Raw genomic sequence first — 18,892 nt, forward strand, 5'->3', positions numbered from 1 at the left:
TAACATATGACTTTAAAGGAACGATTACTTAAGCTAAAAAGCGAACCTACTCCTTTTATTCCTAATGAACTACTATTTAAAATGATTGATAATATCGGTAATCTAGATTCCGAGTTACGAGATGAATTAATTTATAGCACCTTTGCACAGTATGTTATCAACAATAAACTATCACTTACTCAAGAACAACAAGTGACAGATTTTTTAATTATGCACAGTTTATTATTGAAAAACATTGATAACAAAGATGATAAACAAAGCATCTTTACTCGTAGTTTCACGGCATTGTTTCTAGCAGTTTTATCATATAAGCATAATAGAGTATCTTTTTTATCTTCACAACAGCAACGTCAAATTATCAAACAAAGCACGATTTATATTGAGAATGAGCACGACCTTCGTGGTTTAACGGTTCATGGGTGGGCACATGGCATTGCACATGTTGCTGATTTGATTGATGAAATAATTGATTTCAATTGTTTTACATATGATGATGCCATTAGAATAATGAATATTGTCAAAAATATTTTACAATATCCTTTTGCATTTACTGCCGATGAGCCTGGTAGATTAGTTATGCCAATTTTACATTTATTTCGAAAAAAAATAGTAACTGAACATGAAATTTGTAATTGGCTTGTTCAACTTAATCATCTCAATAAAAATGAATTTAACGCTTATAGTAATGTCTCCCTTTTCTTAATTAAGTTGCAGGCAAATATGTTAATTGCTCAACCCCAATCAAATAAAATAGCATCTTTAGTCAACAAAACTATTAAACAAAATTACCAACAGTTCAAGTATATTTAAGCAAATACTAAAAAACAACAGTCAGACAATTATCTAACTGTTGTTTTTATTTTGAACTGTTATCATTCCCACCTGTTTTAATTAAAATAGCTGCAATAATACCGCCGACAATTAACAAAACAGCATCTAAATGCATAATACTAATAAATCCTCGATTAAATGACAAACGAATAGCTGTCTGTAAGTCGTGTGCAAAAGATGTTGCTAATATTCGTTTGCTTGTCACAATTGCATGACCAGAAAATGGTCCAGCCTCAACCAATACACGGTGTAATGTAGTAATCATAGCTGTTGGTGCACCAGTAACTTTTGGTAAATATTGTGACAGTCCTGCTTGATAACCATCAGCTAAACGTAATCCTTGAAATACCACACCAAAACTCACACCAACCTGCATAAACGTAGATATCATTCCAGAAGCCATTCCCATTTGACGAGGTTCTACAGATGACATAGCTGCTGTTGTCATTGGTGGATTTATCGAACCACCACCAATACCAATAATAATAAAGGCTGGCCAGAAATCAGCAAACGTTGCCGTTTTCGTCGTTAATGCACTCAAGGTAAACAAGCCGATGCCTATAAAGAAAGCTGAAAATGCCAGCATATAACCATGTCGCAAACGGTTTGTTAACATACCAGCGATGGGTCCTAAAATAAGCGAAAATCCTGATATGGTTGCTTGCCGTAGCCCTGTTTGCCAAGCTGTATAGCCGACATAGTTTTGCATAAAGGTAGATAGGTAAGCAAAAAATCCATACAAACCAGCGCCTAAGAAAAATGCGATAATGACTGCTCCTGTAAAGGAAGATGATTTGAACATACTCAAATCCATCATGGGGTTTTTAGTAGTCCATTGACGCCAGATGAACAATGCAAACAAGACAACGGCCATACCTAAATAGCCAGCGACTTGAAGCTCACCCCAACTCCAATTAGCGTGCATTTCCTTTTGAACCAAGCCAAGAACCAAAGAAAAAATGGTTCCAGCTGATAATATCATACCCAAAAAATCTACTCGACCACTGGCACGATGGGTTTGTTTGTTAGGAATGAAGAACCATGCTAAAATTATTGTTATGATACCAACTGGCAAATTAATTGTGAAAATAGATTGCCATGAAAAGGCATCCACCAACCAGCCACCTAAGAGCGGACCCGAAGCAGTTGAAAGACCAATAATTGAACTTAAAATACCTAAGGCAATGCCACGCTCTTTGCCATCAAAACTTGTGCCAATTAAAGCAAACGATAATGACATGAGAGCGGATCCACCGACAGCTTGAACTGCACGGAAAATATGTAACATACTGATTGTTGTTGACACAGCATCTAACCCTGAACCAATCGTAAAAATGACCAATCCAATCATAAACATCAATTTTCGACCGTATAAGTCCCCTAGTTTTGCCCAAATTAACAACAATACTGAGAAAACAATCGTATAAGAAGAAATGACCCATTGTAAATCAGAATATGATGCATTCAAACTGGTTTGAATACTAGGTAAAGCGACGTTGACAACTGTGGTGTCAATTAACGCCATAAACACTCCGAGTGAAATAGCAATTAACGCTAACCAACGCTTAGAGTTTGTTTTTTCGTGTACTAAATTTTGCATTATTCTAATTCACTTTCAATTTTGTCGACATAATCTAAATAGGTGTTGGCTAAATCAATTTGTAACTGATTCAACCTACGCGCAGATGGTAAAAAAGTGGCCCCTGCGTGACGTACTTCTAATTCCGCCAAATGTTTCTTATAACCATCACGCTGAGATAATTTTTCCGAACGAAAATCATCAATAATTTGTTGTGCTAATTGCGCATCAACCAATTCCAAGCCAGATAATTTGAACAAATAAACATCATCTAGGTGCGCATTTTGCTGAACTGGTTCTCTCATCAATTCATCAAAACGAGCTCTACCAGCAGGTGTAATATGTATTTTTTTCTTGCCTCGCCAATCAATATCATCTGTCATCACAATCGTCCCAGCAGTTTTCATCTTTTCCAATAAGGGATACAAAACACCAAAACTAACTTTTCGATGGGCACCCAAAATATTTTCCAAGACAAAACGCAACTTATATGCCGAACGATCCGTGAATAATAATTGACCTAAAATATAAAGTTCATACATAAAACACCCTCCGTGTATCTAATAGATATATTCATTTAATTATGTTATATCTATTAGATATAATTGTCAAGCGTTATTTTGCAAACAAAAAAAGCAACCCTTAATTGGGTCGCTTTTAGATGTATGATTACATCATGCCCGGCATACCACCTTGTGGCATAGCAGCTGGTGCGTCATCTTTTGGCTCTTCAGCAACAACAGCTTCTGTTGTCAACAATAAGGCTGAAACAGAGGCAGCATTTTGCAATGCTGAACGTGTTACTTTAGTAGGATCCACAATACCAGCGGCAATCATGTCTACCCACTCATCAGTAGCAGCGTTGTAACCAAATCCTTCTTTTTGTTCCTTCAACTTGTTAACAATCACTGATCCTTCTAAGCCAGCATTTTCAGCGATTTGACGAACAGGTGATTCCAATGCTTTAATAACAGTATTGATACCAGTTTGAACGTCGCCTTCTTCTGACAATGCTGAAACAGCAGCAATAACATTTACCAATGCTGTACCACCACCGGCAACGAAACCTTCTTCAACAGCAGCACGCGTTGCATTCAAAGCATCTTCAATGCGGTACTTACGTTCTTTCAATTCAGTTTCTGTGGCTGCACCAACGTTAATAACAGCAACACCACCAGCCAACTTTGCAAGACGTTCTTGCAACTTTTCACGATCAAAATCAGAAGTTGTTTCAGCAATTTGTTGCTTGATTGTGTCAACACGAGATGCGACAGCACCCTTATCACCTGAACCTTCAACAATTGTTGTGTTGTCCTTAGTAATATTAACCTTTGAAGCCTGACCTAGTTGTTCAATCGTAACATCCTTCAAATTCAATCCGAGATCTTCAGTGATTACTGTACCACCGGTTAAGATAGCGATATCTTCCAATTGTGCCTTACGACGATCACCAAATCCTGGTGCCTTAACCGCAACAACGTTGAATGTACCGCGCATCTTGTTCAAAACTAATGTTGGCAAGGCTTCACCGGTGATATCATCAGCAATGATCAACAAAGCACGTCCTTGTTCAACAACACTTTGCAATACTGGCAAAATATCTTGAATGTTACCAATCTTCTTATCAGTAATCAAGATGTATGGATTATCTAGATTAGCTTCCATTTTGTCATTGTCGGTCACCATGTATTGTGACATGTAACCACGATCGAATTGCATACCTTCAACAACGTCAAGTGTTGTTTCGATACCCTTTGATTCTTCAATAGTGATCACACCGTCATTACCAACTTTATTCATCGCTTCAGCAATCAATTCACCAACTTCTTCATTGGCGGCTGAAATTGATGCAATTTGAGCAATTTCATCTTTAGTATTAACTGTGTGTGACATTTCATGCAACTTTGCAACGGCTGCAGCAGTGGCTTTTTCAATTCCTGTTCGAATACCAACAGGGTTAGCACCGGCAGTCACATTCTTCAAGCCCTCACCAACAATTGCTTGAGTCAAAACAGTGGCGGTTGTTGTACCATCACCTGCGATATCATTTGTCTTTGAAGCAACTTCAGCGACAAGCTTAGCACCCATATTTTCAAAATGATCTTCTAATTCAATTGCCTTGGCAATCGTTACACCATCATTTGTAATCGTTGGTGCACCATATGATTGTTCCAAAACCACGTTACGACCCTTTGGTCCAATTGTTGTTTTAACTGTATCAGCTAATTTATCAACACCCGCCTTCATCTTTGCGCGTGCATCTTCTGAAAACTTTAATTCTTTAGCCATGATTTAAATATCTCCTTTGATTTGATAATTATTCGACGACTGCAACAATGTCTTTTTCGTGCAAAGCTAAATAGTCTTGCCCCTCAAATGACACTTCTTGTCCTGCATACTTATCAAACAAGACTTCATCACCGACTTTAACTGTCAAATCACGGACTGTGCCATCATTTAAGACATAACCCGTACCCGCAGCTACAACTTTACCAGTAACAGGCTTGTCCTTAGCATTACTTGCCAAAACAATCCCACCGACAGTTTCTTCTGCAGCTTCCGTTACTTCAATAATCACACGATCACCTAATGGCTTCAACATGGATTCATACCTCCGAGATTTTCTTTTTAGCACTCTTTTATAATGAGTGCTAATTACAACTTTAAGTATATCACTATCGTACTAAATGTCAATAAAAAAGACATGATATAGACACCATGTCTTTAAAAAAATGTACCACCATGGGCTTCAGAAATATCATAAGCAATTGTGAAAGCTTCAGGATCAACTTGATGAATACCACGCAAAAAATGATTATATTCATGATTATCAAGCACGACCATAAGCATTTCCCGACCATCACCCATATAACCACCCCGAACATCCATAATAGTAAAACCTTTATCACCATCAATTAAATATTTTTTTAAATCATCAATACGATGATTTGTTGTGATATAAACCATTTTACGACGATCTAATCCTGTCTCAATGTAATTCATAACCACAGCGGTGATAACTAACGAAAAGAGTGCCAAAATTAATGCTTCTAATCCCTCAGTAGCCAAGTTACCCAAAGAAACAACAGTATCAATTGCTAACAAGGACAATGCAGGTGAAATACGAAAATATTTTTTAAAAATCATTGGAGGGACTGCAGTACCTCCACTTGAAGCATCAATACGATATAGTAATGCCACGCCAACAGCAAAAATACTGCCCCCCACCAAAACTGCAAATGTTCGGTCATGTAGTACTTGAAAACTTGGTGTTATTTTTAGTAATACAGGTAACACAATACTGCCAAATGCAATTCGAGCCGTCGTACCGCGATCTAAAAAAACACCCGCCAAAACAATCATAATCAAATTAACAACCAAAACAGTTGCTGCACGATCAAATCCAACCAATTCATTCATCAAAATAGCAAATCCCGTAGCACCACCGGCAGCAACTTTTGCGGGTGCATAGAAAAAATTGATACTAATTGCCACGATTTCCAGTGCCATTACAATAACAATATAGCGTAGTGCTTGATAATTCTTAAGTATTTTCATTTAGTATCCTCATTGTTTGTGGCATTTGAAAATTTATTTATGTTTAAAACGTGCCCGGACTGTGTCCCATAAAGTAGGCATACGTAGTATTTTTTCATTTCCAAGGTGCTCGCGCATTACTTTAAGTACGCTACCTGACTCCTTAGCAGAAAAATACAGTTCTACCTTATCCGTTTTAATTTTAAATCGACGACTTACTCGTTCTCCTGAAACGTGTACATATACGGCCATCACATTTTGCCATGGAATTTGAATATAATCTTCAACGTTATTATCATTGAAAAACTCAAATGCCCTATCACCTACTAAAATCTTACCATATTTAGCCCCAATACCAAGATAAGAAATCCCCGGTGTTGCTAATTCTGCCTTCGTATTCAAAGATTGTACCATGATTTCTTTCCCCTAACTTCTTATGTATTGACAAAAGCGCTCGCCTCATCGACAAGCACTTTTATCAGAAATCTTATTACATTATGTTTAAAGCATGCATTGCGATACCAAAGATGAAAATACCAATAATCATAACAATTGGAGAAACCTTCTTCTTTAACAACCACATTGCCAAGAATGTCAACAAAAGACCCATCAAACCAGGAATCAAGCTATCTAAGTTACTTTGTAAAGTATTAGGCGCCATCTTAGTTAAAGACAACCCTGATGCCTGTTCACTTAAAATTTTTTGTAATTGTCCACCTGTAACGGCGCCATTTGGGAAGTTAATATAAGCCCCTTCGGACAACTTCTTTGCAGGTAACTCAAGAATAAATTTAATCGATACCCAACGTTCAACTAAGACCGCTAAGATAAACATTCCTAAAATCGAAGCACCTTTGGTAATATCTTTTAGTAAGCCACCTGATAAATCTTGTGTGATAGCGCTACCAGCTTTATAACCAAATTCTTGTGTATACCATAAGAAGGCCATACGGATAATATTCCAAAGAACAAAGAATAGGATAGGGCCAAGAATATTACCGCTCATTGCTAAGGATGCACCTAATGCACCTATAATTGGTCGAATCGTAAACCAAAAGACAGGATCACCAATTCCAGCTAGCGGACCCATCATACCAATCTTAACCCCTTGAATGGCAGTATCATCAATCGGAGCACCGTTGGCACGTTCTTCTTCCAAGGCCAATGTTACACCAAGAATAGGTGAAGCAACATAAGGATGAGTGTTAAAAAATTCTAGATGTCGCTGCAAGGCAGCTGAACGATCTTCTTTTGACTTGTATAACTTTTTAATCGCCGGAATCATGGCATAAGCCCATCCAACGTTTTGCATACGTTCGTAGTTCCATGATCCTTGCAAGAATTGTGAACGCCATGCAACTGACATACGATCTTTTCGTGTTAGTTCAATTTTTGTTTCAGCCATTATCTTGCCCCTTTCTAATACTTATTCAAAATGTCGCCGACTGGATCGCCGCCACCATTTGAACCGCCGCCGTTGTTGTTACCACCCATCTTTGACAAATTAATATAAATCAAAGCAAGAGCAAGACCGATTGCACCTAAAGCAATTAATGTCAGTTCACTAACAGCTGCAAGTGCAAAACCAATGGCGAAGAATGGCCATACTTCACGTGTTGCCATCATATTGATAACCAAGGCATAACCTACGGCAACAACCATACCACCACCGATTGTCATACCACCAGTCAACCATTCAGGCATTGATGTTAATACTGCTCGAACAGCTGCTGCAGGAACAGCAATTAATATTGCAGCCGGAATGGCAATTCGTAGTCCCTGTAATAGCAGAGCAAACAAGTGCAATCGTTCAATTGTTCCTATTTTTCCTTCTTTAGCGGCAGCATCAGCACCGTGAGTCAAACCCACCGCAATAGTACGAACAATCATGGTTAAGAAAAGACCGGCAACAGCCAATGGAATAGCAGAAGCAACAGCCACTGAAATACCAGTTCCTGAGAAATCGCCACCCTTAACCATAATAATCGAAGAGGCTACTGAGGCCAAAGCAATATCAGGAGCAACAGCAGCACCAATATTAGCCCAACCCAAGGCAATCATTTGTAACGTACCACCTAGAATTATACCAGCTGTAAGATGACCAGTTACTAAACCGATCAGTGTAGCTGATACTAGTGGTTGATGAATTTGAAATTCATCAAGAATACCTTCCATACCTGCAAAGAAGGCAATAATTACGACTAACACTATCGCAATAACAGACATATTAGACACCTTTCTTAATTAAACATTTTTCATGTAAAATTATTTAACATTCGCTTTCTTAATCAATTCAAACAAGTTAGCCTTACTATCATTAGGAACCTTTCGAACATCGAATTCAACACCTAAATCACGCAACTTTTCAAAGGCCGCGACATCAGTTTTATCCATTGATAAGACCTTATTGACCATTGTCTTTCCTTCTGAGTGTGCCATCGATCCCACATTCAACGTCTTGATTGGAACACCACCTTCAACAGCAGCCAAAACATCCTCAACAGTCTCAAACAACAAGAAAGCATCAACGCCACCAAAACGATCGTCTTTTGCAACCTCAATCATTTTGCTGATTGGCACAATGTTTGCACGGACATTATTAGGAGCAGCTTGTTGAATCAAACTTTTACGCAACTCGTCTTTTGCAACCGCATCTGAAACCACGATAATGCGATTCGCTTTTGAATCAGGTGTCCATGCAGTGGCGACTTGACCATGAAGCAATCGAGTATCCAATCTCGCTAACTTAATATTAATGTGCCCTTCTTTCAATCCTACTGTAGATGCTTTAGTTGTGTTATCCGCAGACGTATCTTCCTCAGCTTCCGGAACTGACTTCACGCCATCTTTAGCGACAGGAACCAAATAAGTTGCCAAACCTGCTGCAGTTTCCTGACTCAAACGACCAGCGTACGCTTCAATTAACATTGGCAAATTCAATCCGGCAACAATAGCCATCTTTTCTGGATTTTCCTTTTGAATAAGGCTAGCACGATTAAATGGTGAACCACCCCACAAATCAACTAAGAATAGAACTTGATCGTCATTGCTAAACTTAGCCAATGCTTCTTGATAATGTTTATCTAAGTCATCTGGACCTTCATTAGGTAAAAATGTAACGACTTCAACATTTTCTTGTTCACCGAAAATCATTGAACCCGACATCAGTATACCTTTTGCAAAGTCTCCGTGACTGGCAATAATTAGATTAACCATCCGGTTATCTCCTTCTCATTAAAATACTTACTATATGATTATAACGGAACAAAACAGTTTTGTAAACGCTTTCAGTAAAGTTTTTTGTTACCGTTTACATATTTAATTATAATCCTAGTTTACAAAAAAGTACAAGCTTTCACCTTTTCTTACATAGCTTGTATTTTCTTTTCATAAAATAATTTTTTCTAAAAGTAAATTGTGATGAAAACTAATGAAATAATAACTTACAATTTAGCGACATCTTCTAAATTCATCTCACAAATGCGTCTTTATTTGTTGTTGTAGGCGTGACAAAACTGCGTATGAGTGTCATATCACCGTCTAATCGGTAGTTTTTTGCATCACTCAATACGATAAAACTATCACCTTTTTTGATTTGATCGGCATCGATAAAACCGGACCCTTCAATCACTGTAAACAGTTCATAATGATGAGTTTGTTCAAACAATGATGGGCCGCGAACCAACAACTTATCTATGGTAAATTTTGTTGCTACTACCAAACGTTCAATGACAGTTTGATCAACAATCGTTGTATCTTGAATTAAGGTAGGATCTACATGAGGCACAGTCGTAACTGCTAAGGCCTCTTCAATTTGGAGCGGGCGCTTTTCTTTTGTGGTGGCATCAATTCGATCAAAGTCGTAGAATCGATATGTTGTGTCAGAACTCTGCTGTATCTCAAGAGCAATAATACCAGCCCCTAAAGCGTGAAATGTACCAGAAGCAACATAAAAGAAATCTCCTTTCTGCACTGGAATCGTGCGCAATAACTTGTGCCATTCTTTTTGATCAACCATCTTTTTTAATTCATCTCGTGTTTTCGCATGATGACCATAATATATTTTAGAACCTGGCTTTGCCTCTAAAATATACCAACTTTCTGTTTTGCCAAATTTTTCGTAAGACTGTTTATCATTCGGATGAACCTGAATTGATAGATTTTCATGAGCGTCCAAAATTTTCACTAATAGTGGAAATGCTTCATCACGTCCATGACCACCAAACAACTCTGGATGATCTTGCCAAACTCGACTCAATCCTTGACCTGCTAATTTCCCGTTAATTACAGTAGATTGTCCATTACTATGGGCAGCAATTGTCCAAGCCTCCCCAGTATGATCACTCGGAATTTTATAATTAAAGGCTTTCAGGGCACTTCCACCCCACATCTTTTCATGTAGCTCTGCTTGTAAATGTAATATCGTCATAATGTAATCGCTTTCATTTTTATTTAAAAAAATTATTTTAAGTTAAATCCTTTATCTTTAGCATACTTCGTCAATAATGGTGTTGTTTTTTGTTCACGAGTTAACATTCGAGCATTGTTTTCTGTCCAAGAACGTTCAATACCTCGATTCGCATAATATTCAACCATCACTTTATTATACGCGGTAACTGCCTCTTCTAACTGTTCTTGATTATAGCGATCCTTCATCAAAAAGCCACTTTCACCAAGTTTTGGCTTAATACCAGGATTATCCGCCGGATGACCAACCGAGAAGCCCATCACCGCTTTCACATAACGTGGCAAGTTGAGATGCTCTTCGTAAATTTCTAAGGCTCCTAATGCACCAGCCATAGTCACACTGCCTAATCCCAGTGATTCAGCAGCAACTTGAGCCCGTCCGAGAGCAATTCCGGCGCTCACAATACCACCTTCAAGTACTGCATAGCTCTGTATGTTCTCTTCTGCCTGACGGCGCTGCTCATCGTTTAAGCCTATTAAATCTTTATTGTAGTCAACCGTTACAACAAAGTATCTTGCTGCAGTTTCAATATATTTCATGCCTACTTTAGTAGTAATATCAGCCTTTATATCTTGTGATGTAATTTCTATAAAAGTTACTGGTTGGTAATTATTCATATTAGGTCCTGCAGTTGCAGCACGAATAATTTCTGAAACCTGTTGATCAGAGACCATTTCATCTGTAAAGGAACGTATGGACATATGTTGATTAAGCACATCTAAGGTTGGGTTAGACATAGTAAAATCCTTTCATGAAACCAAATAATATTCATACCTAGATAGTACCATAAAATTATGATAAAATAATAAAATATTCATTGGAGAAATTTATGCAATTCGGGAAATTCCGGTTAGGATTACGTACATTAAAGACTGCCCTGGCCGTTATGATAATTATTACGTCTTTTTATTTTTTTCATCGACCACCATTTGTTGCTTGTCTAGCAGCAGTTTTTGCTTTGCGTGAAAGTTGGGACAAAACACTAAATTTTGCGAAAGTTCGTTTGATTTCTAACACTGTTGGCGGTGCCTTTGCACTTTTTTACTTTATTGTTCATCAGCAAACACATCAAGCAGCATGGGTATCCATGATTTTGTTACCAGTATTGGTAATTGTTGTCATTGTTTTATTAGATGGCTTCAACTACAACAGTGGCGTCATTGGTGCAATGGCCGCTTTACTAATGATTTCACTTAATATTCCTGCTGGTGCAACAATTATTTACGTCATTGATCGAATTGTTGATACATTTATTGGTGTTGTCATGGCAATAGCAATTAATCGATTTTGGTCACCAAAAAAAGCGACGTAAGTCGCTTTTTTAGATACCTAAATATTTTTCAATAGTCTTCAAAACCCCATCGTTTGTGTTCACATCGACGGCTTTTTTAGTTACTCTTTGTTGCATAAACGGCTCAGCATTAGGCATCACGAACCCATTTTCGTATTTAGTCAGCATCTCTAAATCATTACCATTATCGCCAAATACCATCACTTCACTATCTAAAACATTGTAGTAATCTTGCAAAACTTGTAGTCCTGCTGCCTTATCAACACCTTTTCCAAGTACATCAACTGAACCAAATCCAGATCCCGTGGCATGTAGCTCGTCACCGAAAATATTGCGAAGTGCAGCCACATGTTGCTGCACTTCATTATTTGGCCACACAAAAGTAATACCTAAGATATGATCATCAACTTGCATTAATTTTTCAACTTGCTTGACATTGGGATAAAATTGAAATACCATTTCTGCTACTTGCCCAGTGGCATGATTAGATACATAAGTCCCCTTATCACCAGTCATGATAATAATATTTTCTGCCGAGTCTGGATTTTTTGCATTCCATTCAATTACTTTTTCTAATTGTTGTGCTGATAAGTGAACCGAATATAATTGTTGTTCAAATGTTGATACAACTGCACCATTGGATCCAACAAAATCCATTTCAAAGCCATTATTAATTGTTGGGGCAAACAATTGTTGTAGATTTTTAACTTGGCGCCCTGATGCTGCCACAAAACGCATCTCACGTGTATTCATGACTGATAAAACACGCTCAAATCTAGCTTGACTGTATTCATCATTTGCAGTCAAAAATGTACCGTCCATGTCTGACGCAATTAATTTAATTGACATTACTTGTCTCCTACCTGTAAATACTATCTTTCAATTGTACCAAAAAAGCGCCGTTAAGCGCTAATTTCATTCAAATTGTTTAAGATATTCTTGGTACCCTGATTCATCAACAACCCAATCTAATTCACCAATATATTCTGCATGTGGATCATGATAGGCAAATTCATGTTTGAATTTGTACAATCCATCCGAATTATCAAATTCGCCAATGCCACCGAAATCATATTCGACTTTGCCTAATTCAAGTCCCCACTTAAGCATCTCATATTGAATAGCTGCAGGTGCATTATGCTTTCCAAATTCACGATATGAACCAGCATACATATACCAAATTTCATCACCATAAGAAAATCCAAGACCACTGGCAATAACTTGCCCTTCAAAATGAGCCAAATAAACACGGAACAATCCTGTTCCACGCCATAACTTTTGCATGCGCAAGAAATAGTCAATTGGTCGATGCGTTATACCATGATTTTTAGCCATTGAAACATAAGTGTCAAAAAGTGCTCGAACATCTTCTTCACTATCACCACTTGTAATCGTTACACCATCACGAAAAGCACGACGAATATCATTTCTAACCTTTGGCTTAAAATGTAACATTAATTCATCTTCATTAGTAATGGGGTCAGCTCCCTCACCACGACCGTCATAATATAAGACCACATTCTTACGCGGTTGAATATTACCATGCATATGTTGAACTTGTTTATTTCTGGTTTGAAAACCAGCATCAAGGTATTTCTGATTTAATTCATCTGAATATGCAATTTCTGGATCCATACGAACCAAAAATACATTATCTGGCAAAGCTGCTAAGGCCTCAGAAATCATTGACTTAATTAAATCAATATTTTCAACGTCTGCCACTGGGCCACGCCCAACATAAGCCAGTAGTTTCCCGGGAACTGCTTCAACAGTCAAAATAGACATCACAGCATCAATTTTTCCATCTGTCTCATGATAAACATAAAGATGTCCCCAATTAGATTTTAATTTCCCCCACAATGGATCTTGTGTCACTTGCCCGCGTGGATTTTCACGAACAAATTTTTGATAATCAGTTACTTTTTTGGAATCATCTAAATTTAAAATAGTCATGTGAAATTATAGTCCTGTCGTAATTGAGCCGTAGTTTTCAATGAAGTAAACTAACGTCTGTAATTCATTTGTTAAATCAACGTTTTGTACACGAACACCTGCCGGAACAGTTACACGCACCGGTGTAAAGTTTAAAATGCCCTTAACGCCCGTTTCTACTAATTGATCTGTTATTTCTTGTGCTACACCTTGAGGAACAGTTAGAATCGCAATATTAATGCGTTGTGCTGTCATCTGTTCTTGTAATTCTTCCATAGAATAAATAGGCACACCTGATAAAATTGTACCAGCACGTTTTTCGTCAGCATCAAAGGCTGCTGCAATACGCATATTCGACGATTGATGAAAGTTGAAATTTAATAACGCTTGTCCAAGATTTCCTGCACCAATTAAGGCCACATTAATTAGACTATCTTGGTCTAAAACATTAGCAAAAAAATCTAAAAGCGCTTTGACGTCATAACCATAGCCACGCTTACCTAGCGCACCAAAATATGAAAAATCTCGACGAATTGTTGCCGCGTCGAACTTAATAGCTTCACTCAACTCTGAGGAAGAAATCCGTTCCTTACCAGCATCATGTAAAAATGTTAGATAACGAAAATATATAGGTAGCCGCTTAGCAGTTGCACGCGGTATTTTAGGTTGTTGAGTCATAATTATCTCCATTAATTAAACTTGTGAACTTTTGCATAACTAGTATACCATATATAAAAAGGTTTTAGCAAAAGATAGTGATGTTTTCACAATGATGTCAGGATTGTAACAATTCAAAATCTAATCCCGGATCCGTGTTTAAATCTAAATCAGCAAAAATATTTTTCTTGTAATTCCAATAACCTGCAGCACCAATCATTGCCGCATTATCCCCTGTATACTGCATCGGAACGGGGATAAATTCTGTCTTTGGAAAATCGTTTAATAGCATAGTCAATTCTTCACGTAATTGAGAATTTGCGGCGACACCACCAGCTAATACAAAACTTTTAACGGGAAAATTTTCTAATGCTCGTTTTGTTCGACCAATTAATGCATCAACAACAGCATTTTGAAAGCTAGTCGCCAAATCATCCTGATTGATCGTTTCCTCTTTTTGATTGGCGTGATGCACATAATTAATTACCGCACTCTTCAAACCAGAAAAACTAAAATCATAATTATCTTCATATGCCATGGCAGTTGGAAATTTAATGGTTGGTTGGCCTCTATGAGCCATCTCATCAATTGTCTTCCCAGCAGGATACGGCAAATTTAATAGCCGCCCAACTTTATCAAAACTTTCTCCAGCCGCATCATCACGTGTTTCACCAATAACTTCAAATTGGTTTTCTTCACGCATCAATACAAGTTCAGTATGTCCACCAGATACCATTAATGCCATGGCTGGATATTTAATTGGTTTGTTGAAATTTGCCGCTGCAATATGGCCTGCTAAGTGATTAACTGGAATAACTGGCAAGCCATGCGCCAGAGCAAATGTTTTCGCCCCCATTAAGCCGACTAATAAAGATCCAACTAGTCCCGGGCCATATGTTACAGCAACCGCGTCAAGCGCTTTGGGTTCGACATGAGCGGTGTCTAAAGCATCGTTTAATACCCGGGTAATCCATTCAATATGATGTCTACTGGCCACTTCAGGAACAATACCACCAAAGCGTTGATGTGAATTAATTTGGGTAGCCACACTGTTGCTTAGAACAATGTTACCGTCTTCAACAATGGCGACACTTGTTTCATCCGCACTTGATTCAAAGGAAATTATTTTAGTCAATTTTTTTCTCCATCATAATTGCATCATCACCATTTCTATAATATTTTTCACGACGATAATACTCTGTAAATCCCAGCTTTCTATATAGTGCTTGGGCACTTCCATTTTGTGCTGATACTTCAAGTAAAAATCGAGTAACTTGCTTCATATTAAAAATATGTTTAAAAATGTTCTGTGCAACACCTTGCTTTTGATAATCAGGATGTACTGCAACACTAACAATTTCAGCTTCATCAAGTATTGTCGTAATACCAACAAAACCACCATCCCCGATAAAATAAGCTGTCCTGGGACTAGCTAAATCATGTTCAAAAACGCTTTTGGGCCAAGGAGATGATCCAAAAGCAGCATCGGCTATATGCCATATCAAGTCAATATCTTCAGTTGTTGCTCGTCGAATCATCAAAGTGTAATGCCATCGATACCGCATCTTCGCGATTATCGAGGTAATATCCTTTCTTAATACCTGTTTGCTTATAACCTAGTCGTTCATACAATGCCAGTGCGCCCAGGTTGGACACTCTGGCCTCCAAAGTCATTGATGACACACCGGTTTTTTTGGTAAACAATTTCAGCTCTTGCATGAGTATCGTGCCTAAGCCGCTATTTTGCCACACGGGTAGGACAGCTATATTAGTAATGTGCATGTCATGAATCTCAGTGCGTAAAGCAGCACCTGCAAAACCAACAATTTGACCACGTCGTTCAATGACCAAATACAGTCGGACATGGGGACGTGACAGTTCACTCACAAAATCACGTAAAAGCCATGGCGCTGAACCATTATAAACTGCTTCTTCAATTTTTATTAGCATATCGATGTCTGACATCGTAGCTCGCCTTAATAAAAATGTTGTCCCTTGGACATCAACAACTTTTTCGGTATATTTTGGCAAACTATTTAATAAATGCTTTGATTTTCTAAATTTCAAAAACATAGTTTTCTGGTTTATCCTCACCAGGATGAGCAGCAATCCAGTTCAGCTCTGCTTGCGTTTTGCGTAGATAATTTGGATTAAAATCCTGAATATTTTCTGTAGGTGTTTCTTGCAACCCAAGTGTTACAATACCCACCCCATCCGGTAAACTCTCTTCTGGTGACAAAATTTTTGCGCGTTCACCAAAAAGCGTTTGCATTTCATCACTAAATTCTGAGGTATCACCCAAAAAAGTAATTGGTTCGTCCTTTGATTCCAAAAAAGCAAATAGATTTGTAATTGGCTGATGAGATTCAGCAAATATACTCATGCCATTTTGATATACACCAGCAAAAACGTTTCTATTGCGGGCGTTAAATAGTGGTACCACTAGCCCGTCAGCTTTAACTTGTTCCGCTAAAATTGCTAAGCTAGATACACCACATAATTCAGCACCTAAGGTATCGGCTAAAACTTTTGCCACCGTGACACCAATTCTTAATCCCGTAAACGATCCTGGACCTTGAGCCACAACAACACGATCAATATCTTGTAGTGTCAAATTTTCAGAGGCCACAACATCTCGAATGGCCGGTAGCAACTGAATGGAATGATTACGTGCTACATTGGTAGTGAAAACGTTTTTTACGCTATTATTTTCTGCCAAGCTCACTGTTAGTGGTTGGTTACTTGTATCAAATGCTAAAATCTTCATAAGTTTAATTTTATCACAAATAATAAAACTTGAATGAGAATTGTTATATTTATTAATAGTCATAAAAACGGTTATAAAGCACAAAAAAACGCCAATGGCGCTTTTCCTAAACCTTACTTTGTTGCTTGCTTAACTAACTCAATCACTTCATCGTTTGTTTCAACGTCCAATGCTTTTTCAGCCAACACTTTCATGTCAGCTGTGTTGAGCTTTTTCATCAAGGAACGAGTTTGCAAAACAGATGGCGCACTCATTGAAAACTCATCTAATCCCATACCCACTAATAGTGGTACTGCCACAGGATCACCAGCCATTTCACCACACATTGCGACAAACTTGCCCTCTTTGTGCGCAGCTGAAATCACAGTATTAATTAACCGTAAGATAGACGGATTATATGGTTGATACAAATACGCCACACGATCATTTCCACGATCTGCAGCCATTGTATAGGCAATCAAATCATTTGTACCAATAGAGAAGAAATCAACTTCTTTGGCAAATTTATCGGCTAAAATTGCTGCAGCTGGAATTTCTATCATAATGCCCAACTTAACTTCACCCGTAGCCACGCCCGCTTTTTCAAGCTTTTCACGTTCTTCAAGGTAAATCTTTTTCGCAGCACGGAATTCGCTTAGTGTTGCAATCATTGGGAACATAATCCATAAATTACCAAACGCAGACGCCCGTATTAATGCACGTAATTGCGTGCGAAAAATATCAGTCTGATCCAATGAAATACGAATGGCACGATAACCTAAGAACGGATTCTCTTCTTCAGGTAATTTCCAATAATCAAGATGCTTATCCCCACCAATGTCCATCGTACGAACTGTAACGGGCTTGTCACCCATTTGTTCGACAACAGCTTTGTAAGCCTCAAACTGTTCATCTTCAGTTGGCAAATGATCAGATTCCATATACAAGAATTCTGTTCGATACAAACCAACGCCTTCAGAACCATTGTCTAAAACAGCTTGCATATCTTTTGGTGCGCCAATGTTAGCACCAACGATAAATTCTTTACCATCAGCAGACACTGATTTCTCATCTTTCAACTTAGCCCATTCTGCACGTTGTGCGAAATAATCGGCTGCCTTTTTTTGATAAGTAGCAAGTGTATCGGCATCAGGATTAACAATTACATCGCCTGTCAAGCCATCAACAATGACCACATCACCACTAGAAACTTCAACTGTTGCTTTTTCAGAACCAACCACCGCTGGAATTTCCAATGTACGTGCCATAATTGATGCATGCGCTGTTCGACCACCAAGGTCAGTTAAGATGCCTTTTACGAACTGACGATCTAGTTGCGCTGTATCAGAAGGAGTTAAATCCTTTGATACAAGAATTACTTCTTCATCAATTAATGCTGGATTAGGCAAAGAAATATTCAATAAATGTGACAAAATGCGCTTCGTTACGTCGCGAATATCTGCTGCACGTTCTTGCATATATTCATTATCCGTCATTGCATCAAACATACTGATGTACATATCTGTGACTTCTTTGACAGCTTGCTCAGCGTTAACTTTGTCATCTTCTATTTTTTGTTTAATTGCACCAGACATTTCTGGATCAGCCAAAACCATTAGGTGTGCTTCGAATACTTCAGCCTCTGCAGCACCTAAACTTTCGGTTGCCTTTGCCTTTATCAATTTAACATCATCACTAGAAGCCTTCAAAGCATCGTCGACACGTGCTTGTTCAGCCGCCACATTTGTTACTGTTGTCTTCTCAAAAGACAAATCTGGATCAACTAACAAGTAGGCTTTAGCAATTGCTACGCCGTTACTTGCCGCGATTCCTTTGAAGTTTTTCGTCATT

At 38.1% G+C, this 18,892-nt stretch carries 21 protein-coding genes; 2 read left to right on the forward strand and 19 right to left on the reverse strand.

The features are described 5' to 3' along the window. Nucleotides 1–6 precede the first annotated feature (6 nt). Nucleotides 7–810, forward strand: coding sequence for a DUF2785 domain-containing protein (locus JNUCC76_RS09355; RefSeq protein ID WP_454154306.1), 804 nt, complete (start codon nt 7–9; stop codon nt 808–810). A gap of 46 nt (nt 811–856) precedes the next feature. On the opposite strand, the gene JNUCC76_RS09360 is transcribed toward JNUCC76_RS09355, so the two are convergent. The 11 genes from JNUCC76_RS09360 to JNUCC76_RS09410 all read right to left on the reverse strand — a co-directional run bounded on the left by JNUCC76_RS09360 (nt 857) and on the right by JNUCC76_RS09410 (nt 11,152). Next, nucleotides 857–2,431: a DHA2 family efflux MFS transporter permease subunit gene (locus tag JNUCC76_RS09360; protein ID WP_454154308.1), complete on the reverse strand. Its 1,575-nt coding sequence runs from the start codon at nt 2,429–2,431 to the stop codon at nt 857–859. Beyond that, nucleotides 2,431–2,952: a PadR family transcriptional regulator gene (locus JNUCC76_RS09365; protein ID WP_454154310.1), complete on the reverse strand. Its 522-nt coding sequence runs from the start codon at nt 2,950–2,952 to the stop codon at nt 2,431–2,433. The genes JNUCC76_RS09360 and JNUCC76_RS09365 overlap by 1 nt, the downstream gene beginning before the upstream one ends. Nucleotides 2,953–3,079: 127 nt before the next feature. After that, nucleotides 3,080–4,699: a chaperonin GroEL gene (groL, locus tag JNUCC76_RS09370; protein WP_454154312.1), complete on the reverse strand. Its 1,620-nt coding sequence runs from the start codon at nt 4,697–4,699 to the stop codon at nt 3,080–3,082. Nucleotides 4,700–4,727: 28 nt separating this feature from the next. Then, nucleotides 4,728–5,012 (reverse strand): co-chaperone GroES, encoded by a 285-nt coding sequence (gene groES / locus JNUCC76_RS09375; RefSeq protein WP_002815782.1) that lies wholly within the window; start codon nt 5,010–5,012, stop codon nt 4,728–4,730. 122 nt (nt 5,013–5,134) lie between these two features. Next, a complete protein-coding gene (locus JNUCC76_RS09380) occupies nt 5,135–5,968 on the reverse strand; it encodes a YitT family protein (protein WP_454154314.1) in 834 nt (277 codons plus the stop codon). A 33-nt stretch (nt 5,969–6,001) separates the two neighbouring features. After that, nucleotides 6,002–6,361, reverse strand: coding sequence for a DUF956 family protein (locus tag JNUCC76_RS09385; RefSeq protein WP_454154316.1), 360 nt, complete (start codon nt 6,359–6,361; stop codon nt 6,002–6,004). Between the two features lie 76 nt (nt 6,362–6,437). After that, nucleotides 6,438–7,352 (reverse strand): PTS system mannose/fructose/sorbose family transporter subunit IID, encoded by a 915-nt coding sequence (locus tag JNUCC76_RS09390; protein ID WP_260355465.1) that lies wholly within the window; start codon nt 7,350–7,352, stop codon nt 6,438–6,440. A 14-nt stretch (nt 7,353–7,366) separates the two neighbouring features. After that, a complete protein-coding gene (locus JNUCC76_RS09395; RefSeq protein ID WP_454154319.1) occupies nt 7,367–8,173 on the reverse strand; it encodes a PTS mannose/fructose/sorbose transporter subunit IIC in 807 nt (268 codons plus the stop codon). A gap of 39 nt (nt 8,174–8,212) precedes the next feature. Then, nucleotides 8,213–9,163 carry a mannose/fructose/sorbose PTS transporter subunit IIA gene (locus tag JNUCC76_RS09400; RefSeq protein WP_454154321.1) on the reverse strand — a complete coding sequence of 317 codons (951 nt, stop codon included), beginning with the start codon at nt 9,161–9,163 and terminating at the stop codon, nt 8,213–8,215. A 253-nt stretch (nt 9,164–9,416) separates the two neighbouring features. Then, entirely contained in the window at nt 9,417–10,376 is a 960-nt protein-coding gene (locus JNUCC76_RS09405; protein ID WP_454154322.1) for a type I phosphomannose isomerase catalytic subunit, read from the reverse strand. A gap of 32 nt (nt 10,377–10,408) precedes the next feature. Next, on the reverse strand, nt 10,409–11,152 hold the full coding sequence (locus JNUCC76_RS09410) for a nitroreductase family protein (protein WP_454154323.1): 744 nt from the start codon (nt 11,150–11,152) through the stop codon (nt 10,409–10,411). A 92-nt stretch (nt 11,153–11,244) separates the two neighbouring features. On the opposite strand from JNUCC76_RS09410, the gene JNUCC76_RS09415 reads away from it, so the two are divergent. Further along, a complete protein-coding gene (locus tag JNUCC76_RS09415; protein ID WP_454154324.1) occupies nt 11,245–11,727 on the forward strand; it encodes an FUSC family protein in 483 nt (160 codons plus the stop codon). A 9-nt stretch (nt 11,728–11,736) separates the two neighbouring features. Here the strand turns inward: JNUCC76_RS09415 and JNUCC76_RS09420 are convergent, their stop codons facing one another. From JNUCC76_RS09420 to ptsP, 8 genes are all read right to left on the reverse strand, one after another. Beyond that, nucleotides 11,737–12,555: an HAD-IIB family hydrolase gene (locus JNUCC76_RS09420; RefSeq protein ID WP_454154326.1), complete on the reverse strand. Its 819-nt coding sequence runs from the start codon at nt 12,553–12,555 to the stop codon at nt 11,737–11,739. A 66-nt stretch (nt 12,556–12,621) separates the two neighbouring features. Then, nucleotides 12,622–13,659: a lipid II:glycine glycyltransferase FemX gene (locus tag JNUCC76_RS09425; RefSeq protein ID WP_454154328.1), complete on the reverse strand. Its 1,038-nt coding sequence runs from the start codon at nt 13,657–13,659 to the stop codon at nt 12,622–12,624. 6 nt (nt 13,660–13,665) lie between these two features. Further along, a complete protein-coding gene (locus JNUCC76_RS09430) occupies nt 13,666–14,316 on the reverse strand; it encodes a redox-sensing transcriptional repressor Rex (protein ID WP_454154329.1) in 651 nt (216 codons plus the stop codon). Between the two features lie 97 nt (nt 14,317–14,413). Continuing rightward, entirely contained in the window at nt 14,414–15,430 is a 1,017-nt protein-coding gene (gene tsaD, locus JNUCC76_RS09435) for a tRNA (adenosine(37)-N6)-threonylcarbamoyltransferase complex transferase subunit TsaD (RefSeq protein ID WP_454154330.1), read from the reverse strand. Beyond that, the gene (rimI, locus tag JNUCC76_RS09440) at nt 15,423–15,833 is read right to left on the reverse strand and encodes a ribosomal protein S18-alanine N-acetyltransferase (RefSeq protein WP_454154332.1); all 411 of its coding nucleotides are present in this window, start codon (nt 15,831–15,833) and stop codon (nt 15,423–15,425) included. The genes tsaD and rimI (JNUCC76_RS09440) overlap by 8 nt, the downstream gene beginning before the upstream one ends. Continuing rightward, nucleotides 15,811–16,368 (reverse strand): ribosomal protein S18-alanine N-acetyltransferase, encoded by a 558-nt coding sequence (rimI, locus tag JNUCC76_RS09445; RefSeq protein ID WP_454154334.1) that lies wholly within the window; start codon nt 16,366–16,368, stop codon nt 15,811–15,813. Before rimI (JNUCC76_RS09445) ends, rimI (JNUCC76_RS09440) begins: the two co-directional genes overlap by 23 nt. Next, nucleotides 16,352–17,062, reverse strand: coding sequence for a tRNA (adenosine(37)-N6)-threonylcarbamoyltransferase complex dimerization subunit type 1 TsaB (tsaB, locus tag JNUCC76_RS09450; protein ID WP_454154336.1), 711 nt, complete (start codon nt 17,060–17,062; stop codon nt 16,352–16,354). The genes rimI (JNUCC76_RS09445) and tsaB overlap by 17 nt, the downstream gene beginning before the upstream one ends. 113 nt (nt 17,063–17,175) lie before the next feature. After that, nucleotides 17,176–18,891 (reverse strand): phosphoenolpyruvate--protein phosphotransferase, encoded by a 1,716-nt coding sequence (gene ptsP, locus JNUCC76_RS09455; protein ID WP_454154338.1) that lies wholly within the window; start codon nt 18,889–18,891, stop codon nt 17,176–17,178. Between the last annotated feature and the right edge of the window lies 1 nt (nt 18,892).

The organism is Leuconostoc sp. JNUCC 76 (assembly GCF_053667755.1).